Source organism: Burkholderia sp. FW306-1C-G01B (assembly GCF_058781685.1).
In genome coordinates, this window is the sequence record NZ_JBYSWZ010000003.1 from 78,078 (window position 1) to 96,390 (window position 18,313).

14 protein-coding genes are annotated in these 18,313 nt (G+C 69.3%); 12 read left to right on the plus strand and 2 right to left on the minus strand.

The window, feature by feature from the left end; translation table 11 throughout:
* Positions 1-28 precede the first annotated feature (28 nt).
* The 7 genes from AC3WLY_RS07690 (at position 29) to AC3WLY_RS07720 (ending at position 8,905) form a co-directional block, all read left to right on the plus strand.
* Positions 29-1,081, plus strand: a complete 1,053-nt coding sequence (locus AC3WLY_RS07690) for a hypothetical protein (protein ID WP_204420886.1) — start codon at positions 29-31, stop codon at positions 1,079-1,081.
* Between the two features lie 135 nt (positions 1,082-1,216).
* A complete protein-coding gene (locus tag AC3WLY_RS07695) occupies positions 1,217-2,500 on the plus strand; it encodes a hypothetical protein (RefSeq protein WP_492309711.1) in 1,284 nt (427 codons plus the stop codon).
* Between the two features lie 3 nt (positions 2,501-2,503).
* Complete coding sequence (locus AC3WLY_RS07700; protein WP_310133435.1) at positions 2,504-3,805, plus strand: hypothetical protein; 1,302 nt, start codon at positions 2,504-2,506, stop codon at positions 3,803-3,805.
* 3 nt (positions 3,806-3,808) lie between these two features.
* Entirely contained in the window at positions 3,809-4,816 is a 1,008-nt protein-coding gene (locus AC3WLY_RS07705) for a hypothetical protein (RefSeq protein WP_492309712.1), read from the plus strand.
* Between the two features lie 134 nt (positions 4,817-4,950).
* Positions 4,951-6,396: a hypothetical protein gene (locus AC3WLY_RS07710; protein ID WP_492309713.1), complete on the plus strand. Its 1,446-nt coding sequence runs from the start codon at positions 4,951-4,953 to the stop codon at positions 6,394-6,396.
* A 296-nt stretch (positions 6,397-6,692) separates the two neighbouring features.
* Complete coding sequence (locus AC3WLY_RS07715) at positions 6,693-7,415, plus strand: response regulator transcription factor (protein WP_034185037.1); 723 nt, start codon at positions 6,693-6,695, stop codon at positions 7,413-7,415.
* Positions 7,412-8,905 (plus strand): sensor histidine kinase, encoded by a 1,494-nt coding sequence (locus AC3WLY_RS07720; RefSeq protein WP_492309714.1) that lies wholly within the window; start codon positions 7,412-7,414, stop codon positions 8,903-8,905. The genes AC3WLY_RS07715 and AC3WLY_RS07720 overlap by 4 nt, the downstream gene beginning before the upstream one ends.
* Before the next feature lie 25 nt (positions 8,906-8,930).
* Here the strand turns inward: AC3WLY_RS07720 and AC3WLY_RS07725 are convergent, their stop codons facing one another.
* Positions 8,931-10,031: an AraC family transcriptional regulator gene (locus AC3WLY_RS07725; RefSeq protein ID WP_492309715.1), complete on the minus strand. Its 1,101-nt coding sequence runs from the start codon at positions 10,029-10,031 to the stop codon at positions 8,931-8,933.
* Positions 10,032-10,374: 343 nt separating this feature from the next.
* Between AC3WLY_RS07725 and AC3WLY_RS07730 the strand changes: the two genes are divergently transcribed.
* Positions 10,375-12,009 (plus strand): AMP-binding protein, encoded by a 1,635-nt coding sequence (locus AC3WLY_RS07730; protein ID WP_492309716.1) that lies wholly within the window; start codon positions 10,375-10,377, stop codon positions 12,007-12,009.
* Here the strand turns inward: AC3WLY_RS07730 and AC3WLY_RS07735 are convergent.
* Positions 11,993-12,205, minus strand: coding sequence for a hypothetical protein (locus AC3WLY_RS07735; protein ID WP_492309750.1), 213 nt, complete (start codon positions 12,203-12,205; stop codon positions 11,993-11,995). The genes AC3WLY_RS07730 and AC3WLY_RS07735 overlap by 17 nt on opposite strands.
* Between AC3WLY_RS07735 and AC3WLY_RS07740 the strand changes: the two genes are divergently transcribed.
* The 4 genes from AC3WLY_RS07740 to bktB all read left to right on the plus strand — a co-directional run bounded on the left by AC3WLY_RS07740 (position 12,108) and on the right by bktB (position 18,277).
* Positions 12,108-13,169: an AraC family transcriptional regulator gene (locus tag AC3WLY_RS07740; protein WP_492309747.1), complete on the plus strand. Its 1,062-nt coding sequence runs from the start codon at positions 12,108-12,110 to the stop codon at positions 13,167-13,169. The genes AC3WLY_RS07735 and AC3WLY_RS07740 overlap by 98 nt on opposite strands.
* A gap of 371 nt (positions 13,170-13,540) precedes the next feature.
* Positions 13,541-15,331: an acyl-CoA dehydrogenase gene (locus AC3WLY_RS07745; RefSeq protein WP_492309717.1), complete on the plus strand. Its 1,791-nt coding sequence runs from the start codon at positions 13,541-13,543 to the stop codon at positions 15,329-15,331.
* An 81-nt stretch (positions 15,332-15,412) separates the two neighbouring features.
* Positions 15,413-17,041 (plus strand): electron transfer flavoprotein-ubiquinone oxidoreductase, encoded by a 1,629-nt coding sequence (locus AC3WLY_RS07750; RefSeq protein ID WP_492309748.1) that lies wholly within the window; start codon positions 15,413-15,415, stop codon positions 17,039-17,041.
* A 42-nt stretch (positions 17,042-17,083) separates the two neighbouring features.
* Entirely contained in the window at positions 17,084-18,277 is a 1,194-nt protein-coding gene (gene bktB, locus AC3WLY_RS07755) for a beta-ketothiolase BktB (protein ID WP_492309718.1), read from the plus strand.
* Positions 18,278-18,313 lie beyond the last annotated feature (36 nt).

An 18,313-nucleotide genomic window follows, 5' to 3' on the forward strand; every position in this document is an offset into this window, starting at 1 on the left:
CATCCCCGAACCCTGCCGGAGCCGAGCCATGCCCCTGACCTCAATCCGCGAGCCGGTCGTCGCCCGGGTCGAACGCCGCCTGAAGAGCGCCGCGCGAAGCCTCGGCACCGCCGATCCTTTCGCGCCGTCGCGCGACCTGTTCCTGCGCACGTTCGGCGACGGCGCCGACGATCTGCGGTTCCGCGACAACGCGCTGATGCCGATGGCGGTGCCGTTCGAACCCAGCTTCTCGGAAAGCCAGCCGGGCAAGCTGCGTTTCACGATCGAGCCGCTGCCGCCGGAGGCGTCCGCGATCGACCGGCGCGACGCGTCGACGCGCGAAATGCGCAAGCTGATCCGCGACTTCATCGGCCGCGAAGCGCTGCACTGGTTCGACCAGGCGAGCGAGCCGTTCCGGGGCTTCGCCCGACCGGGCGGCAACCTCGACTACGGCGCGTTCTTCGGCTCCAGCTACGACCGCGACGGGCTCTACGCGTCCAAGGTGTACTACGAGCTGCCCGGCGACGCCGGCACGATCGAGAACCTGCCGCGCGACCTGGCCGGCATCGTCCAGGCCGCGCTGCGGATGGTGCCCGGGCTCAAGCCGCTGTTCACCACGATGGCGGCCCAGCGCGACCTCGGCGGCCAGCGGCTCACGTTCGCGTGCACCCGGGCGCTGCGGCTCGCCGATCTGCAGCCGGTCATGGACGCGCTCGGCATCGGCCATCGCCTGCCCGGCATCATGCAGCTCCTCGGGCTGGTGCTCGGCGGGCGGTTCGACCTGCCGCCGCACGGCGCGCTGCTCGCGTTCGGGCTGGGACCGGACGGGCCGGATTTCGAGCTCTACGTGCTGCTCTCGGCGATCCCCGACGTGCCGCCCGCATTCCTCAGCCTGCTGACGATGGGGCTCGCCGAGCGTCCGCGCGGGCTGCAGGCGCTGGAGCAATGGATGGGCGCGTTTACGCCGGAGGACGCGCATTGGCCGGGCCGCTTCTCGATCATCAGCCTGCGCACGGACGCGGCTTGCCCGGCGCGGGTGAGCCTCTACCTGCGCCCCATCGAGTTCGAGTTGCCTGTGGACGCGTTCGCCCAGGCCAGCTGAATCCGAATCGCTTCGTCACGCGTTTCCCGCGAGGTCGCCATGTTCCCGCAAGCTGCCCGTCCCACGCCGATCGCGCCGCCCCCGCGCGCCGCCGCGGCCGCCCCGCGCCACACGCCGCCGGTGCCGGTCGACGCAGTGCGCCACGGCGTCGCGCAGATGCTGACCCGATCGCAGGCCTTCAACGCGATGCCCGACGCCGATCGCCGCGACATCGCCCGCAACACCGCGTTGATCGCCGATTACCTGGCGCGGCCCGAGGGGTTTGCCGGCCACGAGATTCCGGGCGGGCTGGGCACCGCCACGGCGCGCGCGCTGGACGACACGGATCATTCGGCGCAAGAGAATAATTTCGACGACCACAACAAGGCAGTCGAGGCCATCGGCAAGTCCAAATTCACCGCGTCGGCCGCGCACGAAGGCGCCGCGGTGGCGGGCGAGCTGCTCAACCAGGTCAAGTTTCCGACCTTCGTCGCCAGCCTGATCAGCGGCGTGTTCCAGTCGATCACCCACAGCTCGATCGAGCAGATGAAGGCGTATCAGGAAATGATCGCCCAGGTGGCGAAATCGCTCGGCCAGTTCGCCGACGAGCACGTGACCGAGAACCAGGCGCGCGATCACATGGTCGGCCAGTTTCCCGACCTGTTCCAGATCGGCATGGACGACAGCGGCGATACGCCGAGCCCGCGCGTGCAGGTGCGCGACGGGGTCGACCCCGACGAAGCGTCGAAGACCGTGCGCGCCCGTTTGCAGATGGGCGACGGCGACACCTTCGACCTGTCAGACGAGGCCTCGGAGCTGGCCATCGTCAACCGCTTCAAGATGCAGCTCGCCAAGCAGCGCCAGCAGATGCTGGCGTCGATCGTGCTGATGGGCATCAACCGCATCGTCGTCACCGACGGCAAGATTTCCGCGAAGATCATCTACGACGTGCGCGCGCAGGACACGCTCTCCAAGCAGCGCAGCGCCACTGCGGTCGACCTGGCCCGCGACAAGGACGGCAACGTCCAGACGACCCATGCCGGCAAGGGCACCTACGACCGCGGCGGCAAGTCCGACTCCAGCAACGACAAGGACAACAGCAGCCAGTACAGCGCCGACTACTACGCGAAGGGCGACTACGAATACGAGAACAAGCCGATCATCACCGCGTCGACCGCCGCGTCAGAAACCAGCAACGCGGCGATGCAGACCAAGATCCAGCTGTCCGGCGCGGTCGACGTCAATTTCAAGAGCGACTACCTGCCGCTCGACAAGATGGCGACGCCGCAGATGATCGCCACCATCACCGGCAACGCGACGCCGGCCGATCCCAACGTGCTGCCCAGCCCGAAAACGCCGCCGGCCGGAGCCGCACCCGCACCCGCTGCGGCACCGGCCGCCGCACCGGCCGCCGCGCCGGCTCCGGCCAGGGGAAACTGAGCCATGCGCCTGTCCGCTCCCCCCGACGCGCTTCACCCGGTGCGGCCGCCCACGAGCGCCGCCGCGTTCGACGCGACGCGGCCCGAGGTGCGCCGCCTGCTGACCGCGATTCCGTCGTTCCTCGACCTGCCCGACGACGAGCGCCGCCGCATCGCCGCCGATACGGTGCGGGTGCTCGCGTACCTGGCCGATCCCAACGGCGTGCATGCCGAGATCGCCGAGCGCGAGGCGAACGGCGAACTGCCGCCTACCGGCCTCGCGCGCCCCGTCGCGGCACCGCGTCCGGTGCCGGCCGCCGCCGCGCTGGCCGACGATCCCGTCACCGCGACCAAGCGCCAGCTGTCGCAGGATCCCGGCTTCGCCGGCAAGGACTTCCAGGCCGGCGCGGTCAAGCAGGGCGTCGAGCAGTTCGGCCAGATGGTGCAGAAGGTCGATTTCCCGAAATTCGTCGGCGGCCTCATCAAGAACGTGTTCCAGGCGATCGTCGAAAGCTCGATCGAGCAGATGCGCGCGTATGGCGAGCTGATCGCCAACGTCGCCAAGACCACTGGCCAGTTCATGAGCGACAACATCAGCGAGGGGGCCGGCCGCGACTATCTCGCCGATTCGTTCCCGGACGTGCTGTCGGTGCAGGCGCAGGACGGCGCCGACGCGTTCGACGCCGACAGCGCCGGCGCGGCGGCCGCCGCGGCCCCGTCGCGGCTGGTGGCGCAGGGCGACAACGCGCCGCAGCGGCTCGCCGAGATCAGCCGCAACTACAACCTCGATCCGCCCGTGACCGACCTGTCCGACGACAAGTCCGAGCTGCGCCTCGTCACCGCGGCGCGCCTGCAGATGGCGAAGCAGCGCCAGCAGCTGCTGTCGTCGATGGTCATGCTCGGCATCAATCGCATCGTCGTCACCGACGGGTCGATCAACGCCAAGGTGGTGTTCGACATGCGCGCCAGCGACACCGCGAAGCGCACCTATACCGCGTCGATGCACGACCGCGAGAGCCAGAAATACAAGGAATCGCTCAGCGCCCACTACGGCAGCTGGTACACGCCTTATTCGGCCGACGCCGCGTTCGAGGGGCAGCAGGAACACGTGGCCACCGTGGGGTCGGCGCTCGACGACACCAGCGAATCCAAAGCCGAGGTGAAAGCGAAGCTCTCGGGCGAGGTCCGCGTCAACTTCAAGAGCGACTACCTGCCGCTCGACAAGATGGCGACGCCCGAGATGATGTCGGTGATCCAGGGCAACTCGACGCCGTACAACCCCAACAAGCCGGCCCCCGCCGCCGGCTTGCCGGCCGGGCAGCACTGAATCATGGCGCGCATGCTCATCGCCCCGCTGGCGGATGCCGGGCTCGCGGTCGCCATCCGGTCGGGGGAGCGGCTCGTCGAGCGCGCGACCGCGCACGGCCTGGCCGTCGCGCTCGACGAGCTCGGCGACATCGCGATCCCCGATCCCGTTGCCGCGCGCGTCGACAAGGCGCAGCTGCGGGCGCTCGCGTCGCTCTATCTGGCGGCCGATCTCGAGCCCGCGGGCGTGATCCCCGCGGTCGAGGCGCTCGCCGGCTTGTCCGCGAGCGGCGCCGTCGACGTCGATCTCGGCGGCGCGGGGCCGCTGGTCGCCAACTGGTGGCGCCACCGCGCCGAGAAGCTGGCGGCCGGCGAACGCGCGGCGTTCTATTCGCGGTTGTTCGGCACCGCGTACGGCCCGGCGGCGGCGGATGCCGAGCGCAACGTCCAGTTCGAAGAGTGCATGCTCGCGCTTTGCGAGGCGCTCTACAAACTCGACGAGACGCCCGGCGCCGACCCGCGCGGAGATCTCGGGCACCAGGCGCGAGTCCGCAACGCCGCCCGCTCGCTCGCGCAAAACCTCGGCGCCGCGTGTACCGGCGTGACCGCGTTCATGGCCGGCGAGATCGTCGGCATGCTCAGGGACGCGTTCGCGATCCTCGGCCATGCCGACATGCGTCAGGGCTTCGGTGCGCACGACATCTGGGGCGTGGTCGCTGGCATCGGCCGGCTCTCGCGCCAGCCGCCGCGCCAGCCCGCCGCCCATGTCCGGCGCGGCAAGGCCGGGATGACCGTGATCGCGTGGCTGGCGGACGTCGCGGATGCGCTGGGCGGCGCGTCGCCGCTGGTGACCACCGACAATCCGGTGATCGCCGCCGCCGCCGAATGGATCGAGGCAACGCTCGGCCTCGGCGAGAAACCCGACGGCCAGGCGCCTGCCGCGCCGGACGCCGGCCGTGGCGTGCCGCCGGCTTTGGGGCCGGCTTTGGGGCCGGCTGCGCCGGAGAACCCGTGGGCGGCACTCGGACGCTGACATGAAACCTCGTCGCTCAGGCCGTCGCGATGCGGACGGCACAACCGGGATACCGACGGCGGTGGACGCGCCGTCGCCGCCCCGGCCGCGCGCCACGCGTCGCGGGACGCGCGACGCGCGGCGGAGCCGTTGAGATGGCGGCGGCCGCGCGCCCTGCGCGTTCGCCGGTGCTGCGGCCCGACGTTCGCCACCGTGTCCGCGAACTGCTGTCCGCGCAGCAGGGCTTCGGCGCCCTCGATCCGGCCACGCGCCGCGATCTCGCGTCCGGACTGGTACGGATCGGCTCGATCGCGCTCGACCACGACGCGCTCGCGGCGCGTCCCGGCGCGGCGCTGGCCGTCGCGCAGAACGCCGGCTCGGACTATTCGGGCACCGCCATCGACCGGATGGCCGGCACCACCCGCGCGGTGCTCAACGCGGTGTCGTTCCCGCGCTTCGTGACCGAGCTGATCACGGGTGTCTTCAAGGCGATGAACGATTCGAACCAGCAGCAGCTGACCGCGTTCGTCGACCTGATCCGCAACGTCGCGCAGACCACCGAAGGCTTCGCGGACAGTAATGTCGGCATCGCCGGCGCGCGGCAGTGGCTGGCCGAGCATTTCCCCGCCGCCTACCAGGTCACCGGCGACGACGAGGCCGCGGACGATGCCGACGAATTGGCGGGTCTGCCGCCGGACGAGCGCCGCCAGCGCCAGCAGGAGCTGCAGGCCGAGCGCGATGCCGCGACCCGGCTGACGTTGCGCCCGGGCGCGTCCCCGCCGGCCGAAGCGGCGCTGCGCAGCGCGCTGGGAATGGGGCCGGGCGACGCGGTCCCGGCTTCCGATCCCGAGCGCCTGGTGCCGCTCGCGCAGCAGGTGCTGGCCCGCAACCGCCAGCAGTTGCTCGCGACGATGGTGCAGATGGGCCTGCAGCGCATCGTCATCGAGAGCGGGCGGCTCAACGCCGCGATGAATTTCCATATCGACGCGAGCAGCGCCGCCGCCAACGACCGCGGCTCGCAATTCGACACGCGCAACACGGTGGGCGTGAGCGGCGGCGCACGCTTCGGGCCCTGGGGCGCGGAGGCCAATGTGCAGAGCACGATCGGCTACGTGTCGACCGACCGGACCCAGACGACCGAGAGTTCGCACGCCGACGTCAACCTGAGCAGCGGCGTCGAACTGGTGTTTCGGACGGACTACGTGCCGTTGAACCGGCTGGCGGGCGTGGGCGACGTCGAGCGCATCCGCGTCAACACGATCAATCCGGATGCCGAAGCGGCGCGCCTGTCCTCCGATCGCGCCGCTCTGCGCAGCGCCGAACAGGCCGACCTGGCAGCTCGCCGGACCTCGCTCGACGGCGGGCTGCGCCCGCCGCCCGGCGCCGCGCCTGCGGCTTCGGGTTCCGCCGCGTCAGGCTCGGCAGGGGGAGCCGGCGCCGGCCAAGCGTCCTCGTCGCCACCGGCTGCGACGCATACGCCTGCTCCGCAGCCGCCTTCCGGGCCTGGCGCCGCAGCGTCCCCGTCGCCCGTGCACCCCGCGGCGGCGGCACCTCGATCGCCTGCCGGCGCAACGGCAGCGGGACGCCGCGCAGCGTCCTGAGCGCGCACACCGGCAGCCGTTCCCGAAGCGTCCGCTTGTTAGGGTTTATTTAGCGTTCGTACCCGGATGACGGAAACTGCATTTCAAGCGCTGGAGCGAAAAGCCTTGCGGCTATTGGTTCGCCGCGCACGCATCGTTCAAAGTTAAATGATTTGTGATCACTCACCGCCGCAAAATTTTGCACAATGGCGGCAGCGCGGCGTTGCGCCGCGATTCGCCCCCGGCAACCGGCAATCCCGACCACCGTTGTCGCAACCGTTACCGAACCCGAGCCCGACGTGCCGCCGCCCACCGCCATGGACCATCCGAAACGCATCCTGATCGTCGAGGACGACGCCGACATCGCCGACGTGCTGAGCCTGCACCTGCGCGACGAGCGCTACGAAGTCGTGCACAGCGCGGACGGCGCCGAAGGGCTGCGCCTGCTCGAACAGGGCAACTGGGACGCGCTGATCCTCGACCTGATGCTGCCGGGCGTCGACGGCCTCGAAATCTGCCGGCGCGCGCGTGCGATGACGCGCTACACGCCGATCATCATCACGAGCGCGCGCTCGAGCGAGGTGCACCGGATCCTCGGCCTCGAGCTCGGCGCCGACGACTATCTGGCGAAGCCGTTCTCGGTGCTCGAGCTCGTCGCGCGCGTGAAGGCGCTGCTGCGGCGCGTCGATGCGCTCGCGCGCGATTCGCGGATCGACGCGGGCACGCTCGACATCGCCGGGCTGTCGATCGACCCGATCGCGCGCGAGGCGAGCGTCGACGGCGCGCGCATCGACCTCACGCCGCGCGAATTCGACCTGCTGTATTTCTTCGCGCGGCACCCGGGCAAGGTGTTCTCGCGGATGGACCTGCTCAATGCCGTGTGGGGCTACCGGCACGAAGGCTACGAACACACGGTCAACACCCACATCAACCGGCTGCGCGCGAAGATCGAGGCCGATCCGGCCGAGCCCGTGCGGATCCTCACCGTGTGGGGACGCGGCTACAAGCTCGCCGCGCCGGGCCAGCGGGACGCGTCATGAAATTCACGCTCACCCAGCGGCTGTCGCTCGTGTTCTCGATCCTGCTGCTCGCGTGTTCGGGCGCGTCGGCGTGGCTGCAGATCCGCGCGAACGACATGCGCGAGAAGGAAGTCGTGCAGGGGCTGTCGCGCGACCTGGCCGCCAACATCGCCAACAGCGCGCCGTTGATGGACGCGAACGGGCTGCGCCCCGACGCCGTGCGCACGCTGTTCGGCCAGCTGATGGGCGTGAACCCGAGCGTCGAGGTGTACCTGCTCGACAACGCGGGGCGGATCAAGGGCGACGATGCGCCGCCCGGCCATGTGAAGCGCGACCGCGTCGATCTTGCTCCCGTGCAGCGTTTCATCGCGGGCCAGCCGCTGCCGATCCTCGGCGACGATCCGCGCAGCCCCGACGCGCGCAAGGTGTTCAGCGCCGCGCCGCTGCAGCGCGCCGGGCAGCCGCCGTCGGGCTATATCTACGTGGTGCTGCTCGGCGAGGCGCACGACCGGCTGGCCGCGCGCGTCGACGCCGGCAACGTGCTGCGCACGACGTTGTGGTCGATGGCGGTCGTCGCGCTGCTCGGGCTGCTCGCGGGCCTCACCGCGTTCAGCTTCATCACGCGCCCGCTGCGCCGGCTGACGGACGCGATGCGACGTTTCGACGCGAACGGCGTGCCCGACACGCAGCCGTCGGTGCCGCGCTCGCCGCCGGGCCGGCGCGGCGACGACATCGTCGTGCTCGAATCCGCGTTCGCGCAGATGGCCGACCGGATCGGCGAACAGTGGCGCGCGCTGACGCACCAGGACCAGCAGCGGCGCGAACTGATCACGAACATCTCGCACGACCTGCGCACGCCGCTCACGTCGCTGCACGGCTATCTGGAGACCCTGTCGCTGAAGTCCGACGCGCTCGCCGAACCCGAACGGCGGCGCTACCTGTCGATCGCGCTCGCGCAGAGCGCGAAGGTCGGCCGGCTCGCGCAGGCGCTGTTCGAGCTCGCGCGGCTCGAATCGGGCGGCGTGCAGGCCGAGCGCGAGCCGTTCTCGCTCGTCGATCTCGTGCAGGACGTGTTCCAGAAATTCGAGCTGGCCGCGCAGGCGCGCGGCATCGCGCTGCATGCGCGGATCCCGCCGCGCGTGCCGGTCGTGTCGGCCGATCTCGGGATGATCGAGCGCGTGCTGACCAACCTGCTCGACAACGCGCTGCGGCACACGCCTTCGCACGGCGAGGTCGAGGTCGCGCTGGAGCCGCGGGGCGACCGCGTGGTCGTGACCGTGTCGGATACCGGCGAAGGGATTCCGGCGGCGCGCCGCGAAGGGCTGTTCCAGCGGCCGCAGCGGCCGATGAGCGGCGGCACGGTGACGAGCGGCGGGCTCGGCCTGCTGATCGTGCACCGGATGCTGGCGCTCAACGGCAGCAGCATCCGGCTCGTCGATCGGGCCGGGCGCGGCGCGGTGTTCGAATTTGCGCTGGCGGTCGCGTCGCCGGCGGCCGGCGACGCGCGCTGAAATTCGTCAGCGTCGGCGTCCGCGTTCAGCTGCCGCGCTTGCGCCGCACGTCGCTCGGCGTCCTGCCGGTCCAGCGCTTGAACGCGTGACGGAACCCCACCGCGTCGCTGAAGCCGAGCGTCAGCGCGATGTCCTCGGTGCTGAGCGTGGTCGTGGTCAGGTAGTCGATCGCCAGCGCCTTGCGCACGCTCGTCAGCAGTTCACTGTACGACGTGCCTTCGGCCTCGAGCTTGCGGCGCAGCGTGCGCGCGGTGATGCACAGCGTCTGTGCGATCGCGTCGAGGTCCGGGAACTGCCCCGGCATGCGCGTGAGTTCCTGGTAGACGCGGCGCGTGACGCCCGACTGGGTGCGCAGTTCGTCGAGCAGCCGCGCGCAGTGCGACGACACCTGCGCGGCGGTGATCGGGTTCGCGAGCTGCGGTGCGCGCGTGAGCCACGCGGCCGGGTAGCTGAGCACGTTGCGCGGCTGGTCGAACGCGAGCGGGCATTCGAGCGCGTCGGACAGCAGCGCCGCGTGCGGCGGCTCCGGCTGCGTGAACTGCGCACGCGCCGGCACGCACCACGCGCCCATCACGTCCTTGATGATCGTCACGTGCAGCGCGAACTGCATGTCGATCAGGAAGCGGTACAGCGGCTCGTCGAGACAGGGCAGCGCGACTTCGTGCCGGTCCGGAAACAGCCACGATGCGGTGTCGCCCTGTTCGACCCAGCGGATCGCGAGCATGCCGTTCGCGAGCCGGTGATACTTGACCGCCGAGTCGAACGCGTGCGCGAGCGATTCCGAACACAGCATCGCGTAGCCGTACATTCCGTAGCTCGACGCGTGCAGCTGGCGGCCAACGCGCACGCCGAGATCCGTGCCGTCGTAACGGCCGATCGCGTTGCGCGCGGCGCGGAGGAACTGCTCGGGCGACGTGAGCGTGAACGGATCGGCGACGGCGGCCGGATCGAGGCCCGTGCCGTCGAGCACCGTGGCCGGGTCGAGGCCGGCCTCCGCCGCGACCGCGACGAGCACGGCCAGCTTGGCCGGCGAGAAGCGCTTCTCGCGCAATGCGTGGGCGGGCGGGGCGTCCGGCAGGCGGTCTGCGCGGGCAGCCGTCGGGTTCAAGAGCACACTGCGCGGCATGACGGGTCCTGCGTCCGAATCGATATCGTTGACGGAACGCAATTCTGAGCGGGAACGGTTCCGGGCGCCACAGGGTTCACCCTGATGCGGGCTGGCGCACGTGGCCTGCTCGCGGTGCGCGGCCTGACGGATGGGCCTGGCGACCGGCAGGCCGCCGGTGTCGTGTCCGTTTCGATCATCTTTTCGGCCGGCCGAATCATTTTCAAAGCGCGTCGCGCGGGCGATAGTCGCCGATCAGGCGACGGCCCGCGCCACCCAGGCGTGCAGGCCGCCGTGCGAACGGCGCGAGGCCGGCCCGGGGCGGTTCCCGGCCGGGCAGTGCGCTGTCCTCCAGGAGCGAGACATGACGAACAGACACTGGACCGCGTCATATGGCGCGATCCCCGCCGAGATCGACGCCGATCGCCATCCCTCGATGAATGCGCTGCTGGACGACGCGATGCGCCGGTTCGCCGACAAGCCGGCGTTCCGCGCGTCGGGCCAGACGCTGACCTATGCGGACGTCGATCGCCTGTCGACCGCGCTGGCCGCGTATCTGCAGCAGGTCGTCGGGGTCCGCAAGGGCGATCGCGTGGCCGTGATGCTGCCCAACGTGCTCGCGTTTCCTGTCGTGTTCGTCGCCGTCGCGAGGATCGGCGCGATCCAGGTCAACGTGAACCCGCACTACACTGCGCACGAACTCGAGCATCAGCTCAACGACGCGGGCGTCGAGGTCGCCGTGGTGTGCGGCGGGTCGATGGGCACGTTCGCCGACGTGGTCGGCGGCACGCGCGTGCGTACGGTGCTGAGCGTGGGGCGCGGCGATCTGGGCGTGGTCGACGCGCCGGCCGGTGCGTGCGACGCGCTGCCGCCCGGTTCGATCGCGCTCGCGGACGCGATCGCCGCAGGCGAATCGCTCGCGTGCGAGCCGGTCGCGCTGGGCGGCGCGGACCTGCTGCTGCTGCAATACACGGGCGGCACGACCGGATTGTCGAAGGGCGCCGCGCTGTCGCACCGCAACCTCGTCGCGAACATCGAACAGTTCGCGGCGATCGTGGCGGCCGCGCGGGTGCCGGGCGAGGAAGTCGTCGTCACCGCGATCCCGCTGTACCACATCTTCGCGCTGACGGTGAACTTCCTGTCCTACTTCGCGATCGGCGCGCAGAACTGGCTCGTCGCGAACCCGCGCGACATGGACGCGTTCATCGACGTGCTGAAGGCCGCGCGGCCGACCGTGTTCGTCGGCGTGAACACGCTGTACGCGGGGCTCGCCGGCCATCCGCGCCTGAAGGAAGTCGACTGGTCGCGGCTGAAGCTGTCGGCCGGCGGCGGCGCGGCGGTGATCGACGTGATCTCGTCGCGCTGGAAGGCGGTGACGGGCAACTTTATCCGCGAGGGCTACGGGCTGTCGGAAACGTCGCCGGTCGTGTCGTTCAACCCGCAATCGATCGACGCGTTCACGGGCACCACGGGCCTGCCGCTGCCGTCGACCGACGTGAAGCTGCTCGACGATCAGGATCGCGAGGTCGCGATCGGCGAAGCGGGCGAGATCTGCGTGAAGGGGCCGCAGGTGATGACCGGCTACTGGCAGAAGCCGGAAGCGAATACGGCCGCGTTCACGGCGGACGGCTATTTCCGCACCGGCGACGTCGGCGTGTTCGACGCAGCCGGCTTCCTGCGGATCGTCGACCGCAAGAAGGACATGATCATCGTGTCGGGCTTCAACGTGTACCCGAACGAGGTGGAAGCCGTCGCGACCGCGCTGCCGGGCGTTGCCGAATGCGCATGCATCGGCGTGCCGGACGCGCGCACCGGCGAGGCCGTCAAGCTGTTCGTGGTGCTGGCGCCGGATGCCGACGTGACGGAGGCGCAGCTCGTCGCGCATTGCCGCGCGAGCCTCGCGGCCTACAAGGTGCCGAAGCTCGTCCGCTTCGTCGACCGGCTGCCGAAGTCGACGGTCGGCAAGATCCTGCGCCGGGAACTCAGCCGCACCGACTGATGGCGCCGAAGCGCCGCGCGGCCGCGGCGGCGCGGCCCGGCGCGCCGAAGGCCCCGAAGGTGACGCGCGGGCCGCTCAAGTACAATGCGAGCGGTTCGATCGACGGGGACGCGATGACCGGCTCAGATTCACTTTCCGCCCGGCCCGGGCGTGCGCTGCCGTCGCCGAGCGCGACGGTGCCGATCTCGCTCGTCAACGGTTTCCTCGCGAGCGCGGGCGCACAGCGCGACGTGGTCGAACGCTATCTGCGCGGGGCCGGCATTCCGATCGAGCTGCTCGGCGAGCCGCATGCGCGCGTGACGGAGGAGCAGTTCTCGACGCTGTACCGCACGCTCGCGATCGACCTCGACGACGAGATGCCCGGCATCTTCTCGCGCCCGCTGCGCGGCGGCACGCTGAAGTATCTGTGCCTGAGCCTGCTCGATGCGCGCAACCTCGAAACGGCGCTGCATCGCTTCGGCCAGTTCTTCCATATCCTGCTCGACGACTTCTTCGTCGAATCGAAGCGCGACGGTCTCGTCGCACAGGTGCTGCTGCGCCCGAACGAGGCCATCGGCCCGATCGGCGCGCTCGGTCAGGAGCTGATGCTCAAGCTCGTGCACGGCGTGTGTTCCTGGCTGATCGGGCAGAAGATCCCGCTGCTGCGGATCGAGTTCGCGTGCCCGCGGCCGCGCCATGCGGTCGACCACCTGTACTTCTTCACCGGCTCCGTGCAGTTCGACTGCGAGCGCACGCTGATGCGCTTCAGCGCGGACTACCTCGATGCGCCGATCCGGCAGAGCAAGCGCAACCTGCGCAAGTTTCTCGCGCGCGCGCCCGGCGACTGGATCTTCGAATCGTTCAGCGAACAGCTCGTGTGCCATCGCGTGCGGCAGTACTTGTCGGCGGCGCTGCCCGACCTGCCCGCGATCGACCAGGCGGCCGAGCACCTGCATTGCTCGGTGCGCACGCTGAGCCGCCACCTTGCCGCCGAAGGGACGACGTTCCAGGCGCTCAAGGATGAACTGCGGCGCGACATCGCGATTCAGCGGCTGACCGATACGCCCGACACGATCGCGGCGATCGGCGCCGATATCGGCTTCGACGATCCGAGTGCGTTTCATCGCGCGTTCCGGCACTGGACGGGGAGTACGCCGGGGACATATCGGCGGCGCGCGTAGTGCGCTTTTTTCAAACCGGTTCCCATAACCGGCTTCCTTTGTTCGCTCCCATGGCCGGCTCCCATAGGCGATTCCCATAACCGGCTCCCGTTGCCGCCGGCATGCTGCGTCGCTTCGGCCCCACCGGCCGGCACATCGATTGCTCACCGTTTTCATCGAAACCGGCTCAGGCCAAACCCTTATCCAGCCGGCCGTTTCCGGCCGCGCCCACGCAACCCGTGGCCGATTTTGTCACCATGTGGGCCGGATATGACAACGGGAATCGGCCATCGCGGCATTACGATGGGTCACGTCGTCGCCCGGGTCCGGCCGGTTCTGCCGTACCGGCCCGGTAGCACGCCTCATTCACTGCCTGATTTGGAACATCGACCATGAGCTATAACGCCCCCGTCAAGGACATGCTGTTCGTGCTGAAGGAACTCGCGGGTATCGACGCCGTCGCGCAGTTGCCGGGCTTCGAGGATGCCGGTTACGACACGGCGCAGGCCGTGCTCGACGAGTCCGCGAAATTCTGCGGCGAGGTGCTGGCGCCGCTGAACGTCGAAGGCGACCGCAACCCGAGCAGCTGGAAGGACGGTGTCGTGACCGCGACGCCGGGCTTCGGCGACGCGTTCCGCCAGTTCGTCGAAGGCGGCTGGCAGGGGCTGCAGCATCCGGCCGAGTACGACGGCCAGGGGCTGCCGAAGCTGATCGCGACGCCGTGCATCGAGATGCTGAACGCGTCGAACCTGTCGTTCGCGCTGTGCCCGCTGCTGACCGACGGCGCGATCGAGGCGCTGCTGACGGCCGGCACCGACGAGCAGAAGCAGCGCTATGTGCCGAAGCTGATCTCGGGCGAATGGACGGGCACGATGAACCTGACCGAGCCGCAGGCGGGCTCCGATCTGGCGCTGGTGCGCTCGCGCGCGGAGCCGCAGGGCGACGGCACCTACAAGGTGTTCGGCACGAAGATCTTCATCACGTGGGGCGAGCACGACATGGCGGACAACATCGTCCACCTGGTGCTGGCACGCACGCCGAACGCGCCGGAAGGCGTGAAGGGCATCTCGCTGTTCATCGTGCCGAAGTTCATGGTCAACGAGGACGGCTCGCTGGGCGCGCGCAACGACGTGCACTGCGTGTCGATCGAGCACAAGCTCGGGATCAAGGCGAGCCCGACGGCGGTGCTGCAATACGGCGATCACGGCGGCGCGATCGGCTACCTGGTCGGCGAGGAGAACCGCGGCCTCGAGTACATGTTCATCATGATGAACGCGGCGCGCTTCGGGGTCGGGATGCAGGGGATCGGCGTGGCCGACCGTGCGTACCAGAAGGCGGCGGCGTTCGCGAAGGAGCGCGTGCAGAGCCGCCCGGTGGACGGCTCCGCGAAGCAGCCGGTGACGATCATCCATCACCCGGACGTGCGCCGCATGCTCGGCACGATGCGTGCGCTGACCGAAGGCGCGCGGGCGCTGGCGTATGTGGCAGCCGCGCACAGCGACATTGCCCACCGCCATTCGGACGAGGCGACGCGTGGCCGTCATCAGGCAATCTACGAATATCTGGTGCCGGTCGTGAAGGGCTGGAGCACGGAGATGGTGAACGATGTTGCGAGCCTGGGCGTGCAGGTGCACGGCGGGATGGGCTTCATCGAGGAGACGGGTGCGGCGCAGTACTACCGCGATGCGCGGATCCTGGCGATCTACGAAGGGACGACGGCGATCCAGGCGAACGACCTGGTGGGCCGCAAGACGATGCGCGACGGCGGCGCGGTGGCGAAGGCGCTGATCGCGGAGATCGGCGACACGGTGGCAGCGCTGGGCAGGCTGGACGGCGCGGCGGCCGCGTCGATGAAGGCGCAGCTGGAAAAGGGTGCGCGCGCGCTGTCGTCGGTGGTGGACTACGTGGTGGCGAACGTGAAGCAGGACCCGAACGCGGTGTTCGCGGGCAGCGTGCCGTATCTGAAGCTGGCGGGCGTGGTGCTGTGCGGGTGGCAGATGGCGCGCGCGCTGGTGGCCGCGCAGGCGAACCGCGCGAACGATCCGGCGTTCTTCGACGCGAAGATCGCGATCGCGCAATGCTATGCGGAGCACATTCTCGTGCAGGCCGGCGCGCTCGAAGCGTCGATCGTCGGCGCGAAGGGCAACGAGAGCGTGCTCGCGTTGACGGAAGACCAGTTCTGACCGGCTGACGGTCGGGACGCAGGAGGAGACAGGATTTTGACCACACAGGACTTGCTTGCGCAATACGGCCCGCGCGAATCGATGGAATACGACGTCGTGATCGTCGGCGGCGGCCCCGCCGGGCTGTCGGCGGCGATCCGGCTCAAGCAGCTGGCCGCCGAGAAAGGCACCGAGATCGGCGTGTGCGTGCTCGAGAAGGGTTCCGAGATCGGCGCGCACATCCTGTCGGGCGCGGTGATGGACCCGCGCGCGATCGCCGAACTGTTTCCCGACTGGAAGGAACAGGGCGCGCCGCTCACCGTCGAGGTGACGGAAGACCGCTTCCTGTTCCTGTCCGAGAAGAGCGCGGTGACCACGCCGAACTGGGCGCTGCCCGAGAACTTCAAGAACCACGGCAACTACGTGATCTCGCTGGGCAACGTCACGCGCTGGCTCGGCCAGCAGGCGGAAGCCTTGGGTGTCGAGATCTTCCCGGGCTTCCCGGCCGCCGAGATTCTCTATCACGACGACGGCTCCGTGAAGGGTGTCGCGACCGGCAACATGGGCGTGGGCAAGGACGGCGAGCCGACCGAGAACTTCCAGCTCGGCATGGAGCTGCACGCGAAGTACACGCTGTTCGCCGAAGGCTGCCGCGGCCATCTGGGCCGGCAGCTGATCTCGAAGTTCAAGCTCGACGCGAACGCCGATCCGCAGGCGTACGGGATCGGCATCAAGGAGCTGTGGGAAATCGATCCCGCGAAGCACAAGCCGGGCCTCGTGATCCATACGGCCGGCTGGCCGCTGAAGTCCGATACGTACGGCGGCTCGTTCCTGTACCACATGGACAACAATCAGGTCGTGGTCGGCTTCGTGGTGGGCCTCGGCTACACGAACCCGTACCTGTCGCCGTTCGAGGAATTCCAGCGCTACAAGACGCATCCGTCGATCCGCGCGTTCCTGGAAGGCGGCAAGCGCGTGTCGTACGGCGCGCGCGCGATCACCGCGGGCGGGCTGCTGTCGCTGCCGAAGACGGTGTTCCCGGGCGGCGCGCTGATCGGCGACGACGCGGGCTTCCTGAACGCCTCGCGGATCAAGGGCAGCCACGCGGCGATCAAGACCGGCATGCTGGCGGCCGATGCCGCGTTCGACGCGGTGCAGGCCGGCCGTCAGTCGGACGAACTCAACGCGTACCCGGACGCGTTCAAGCAGTCGTGGCTGTACACGGAGCTGTACCGCGCGCGCAACTTCAAGCAGTGGATGGCCAAGGGGCTGTACCTGGGCACGCTGATGGTCGGGCTCGAGCAGAAGGTGATGGGCGGCAACGTACCGTGGACGCTGCATCACCAGCACGCGGACCACGAGATGCTGAAGCCGGCGTCGCAGTGCGAGCCGATCGAGTATCCGAAGCCGGACGGCAAGCTGACGTTCGACCGGCTGTCGTCGGTATTCATCTCGAACACGAACCACGAGGAGAACCAGCCGGCGCACCTGACGCTGAAGGATGCGAGCGTGCCGGTGAACGTGAACCTGCGCACGTACGCGGGGCCGGAGGCGCGCTTCTGCCCGGCGGCGGTGTACGAGTTCGTGAAGAACGACGACGGCAGCGATCGGCTGGTGATCAACGCGCAGAACTGCGTGCACTGCAAGACCTGCGACATCAAGGACCCGACGCAGAACATCGTGTGGGTCACGCCCGAAGGCGGCGGCGGGCCGAATTATCCGAACATGTAACGCATCAGCGCGCATGCGTGCGCGAACGAACCGGAGCAGACGATGAGCAATGCAGCGAAAGAAGTCGTGGTGGTGAGCGGTGTCCGTACCGCGATCGGTGATTTCGGCGGCAGCCTGAAGGATTTCTCGCCGACCGAGCTCGGTGCGAAGGTCGTGCGCGAAGTGCTGTCGCGCGCGAACGTGCCGGGCGATGCGGTCGGGCATGTCGTGTTCGGCCACGTCGTGAACACGGAGCCGAAGGACATGTATCTGTCGCGCGTCGCGGCGATCGACGGCGGCGTCGCACAGCACACGCCCGCGATGAACGTGAACCGGCTGTGCGGCTCGGGCCTGCAGGCGATCGTATCGGCCGCGCAAACGATCATGCTCGGCGATGCCGACGTCGCGATCGGCGGCGGGGCGGAGAGCATGAGCCGCGCGCCGTACACCGTGCCGGCCGCGCGCTTCGGCCAGCGCATGGGCGACGGCAAGCTCGTCGACATGATGCTCGGCGCGCTGCACGACCCGTTCCAGACGATCCACATGGGCGTGACGGCCGAGAATGTCGCACGCAAGTACGGCATCTCGCGCGACGCGCAGGATGCGCTCGCGCTCGAATCGCATCGTCGCGCGGCGCGCGCGATCGCGGAAGGGCGCTTCAAGGATCAGATCCTGCCGATCGCGATCCGCACGAAGAAGGGCGAGGTCGCGTTCGACACCGACGAGCACGTGCGTCACGACGCGAGCGCGGACGATTTCACGAAGCTGCGCCCGGTGTTCGCGAAGGAGAATGGCACCGTGACGGCCGGCAACGCATCGGGCATCAACGACGCGGCCGCGGCCGTGCTGATGATGAGCGCGGACGCCGCACGCGCGCAGGGCGTGAAGCCGCTCGCACGCCTCGTCGCGTATGCGCACGCGGGCGTCGATCCGGCGTATATGGGCATCGGCCCGGTGCCGGCCACGCAGAAGGCGCTCGAACGCGCGGGCTTGAAGATCACCGATCTCGACGTGATCGAGGCGAACGAGGCGTTCGCCGCGCAGGCCTGCGCGGTCACGCAGGAACTCGGCCTCGATCCCGCGAAGGTCAATCCGAACGGGTCGGGCATCTCGCTCGGTCACCCGATCGGCGCGACCGGTGCGTTGATCACGGTCAAGGCGCTGTACGAGCTGAAGCGCACCGGCGGGCGTTACGCGCTCGTGACGATGTGTATCGGCGGCGGCCAGGGGATTGCTGCGATCTTCGAGAACATCTGATAATCGGACACTCAGCACCCGAACACACAGGAAACT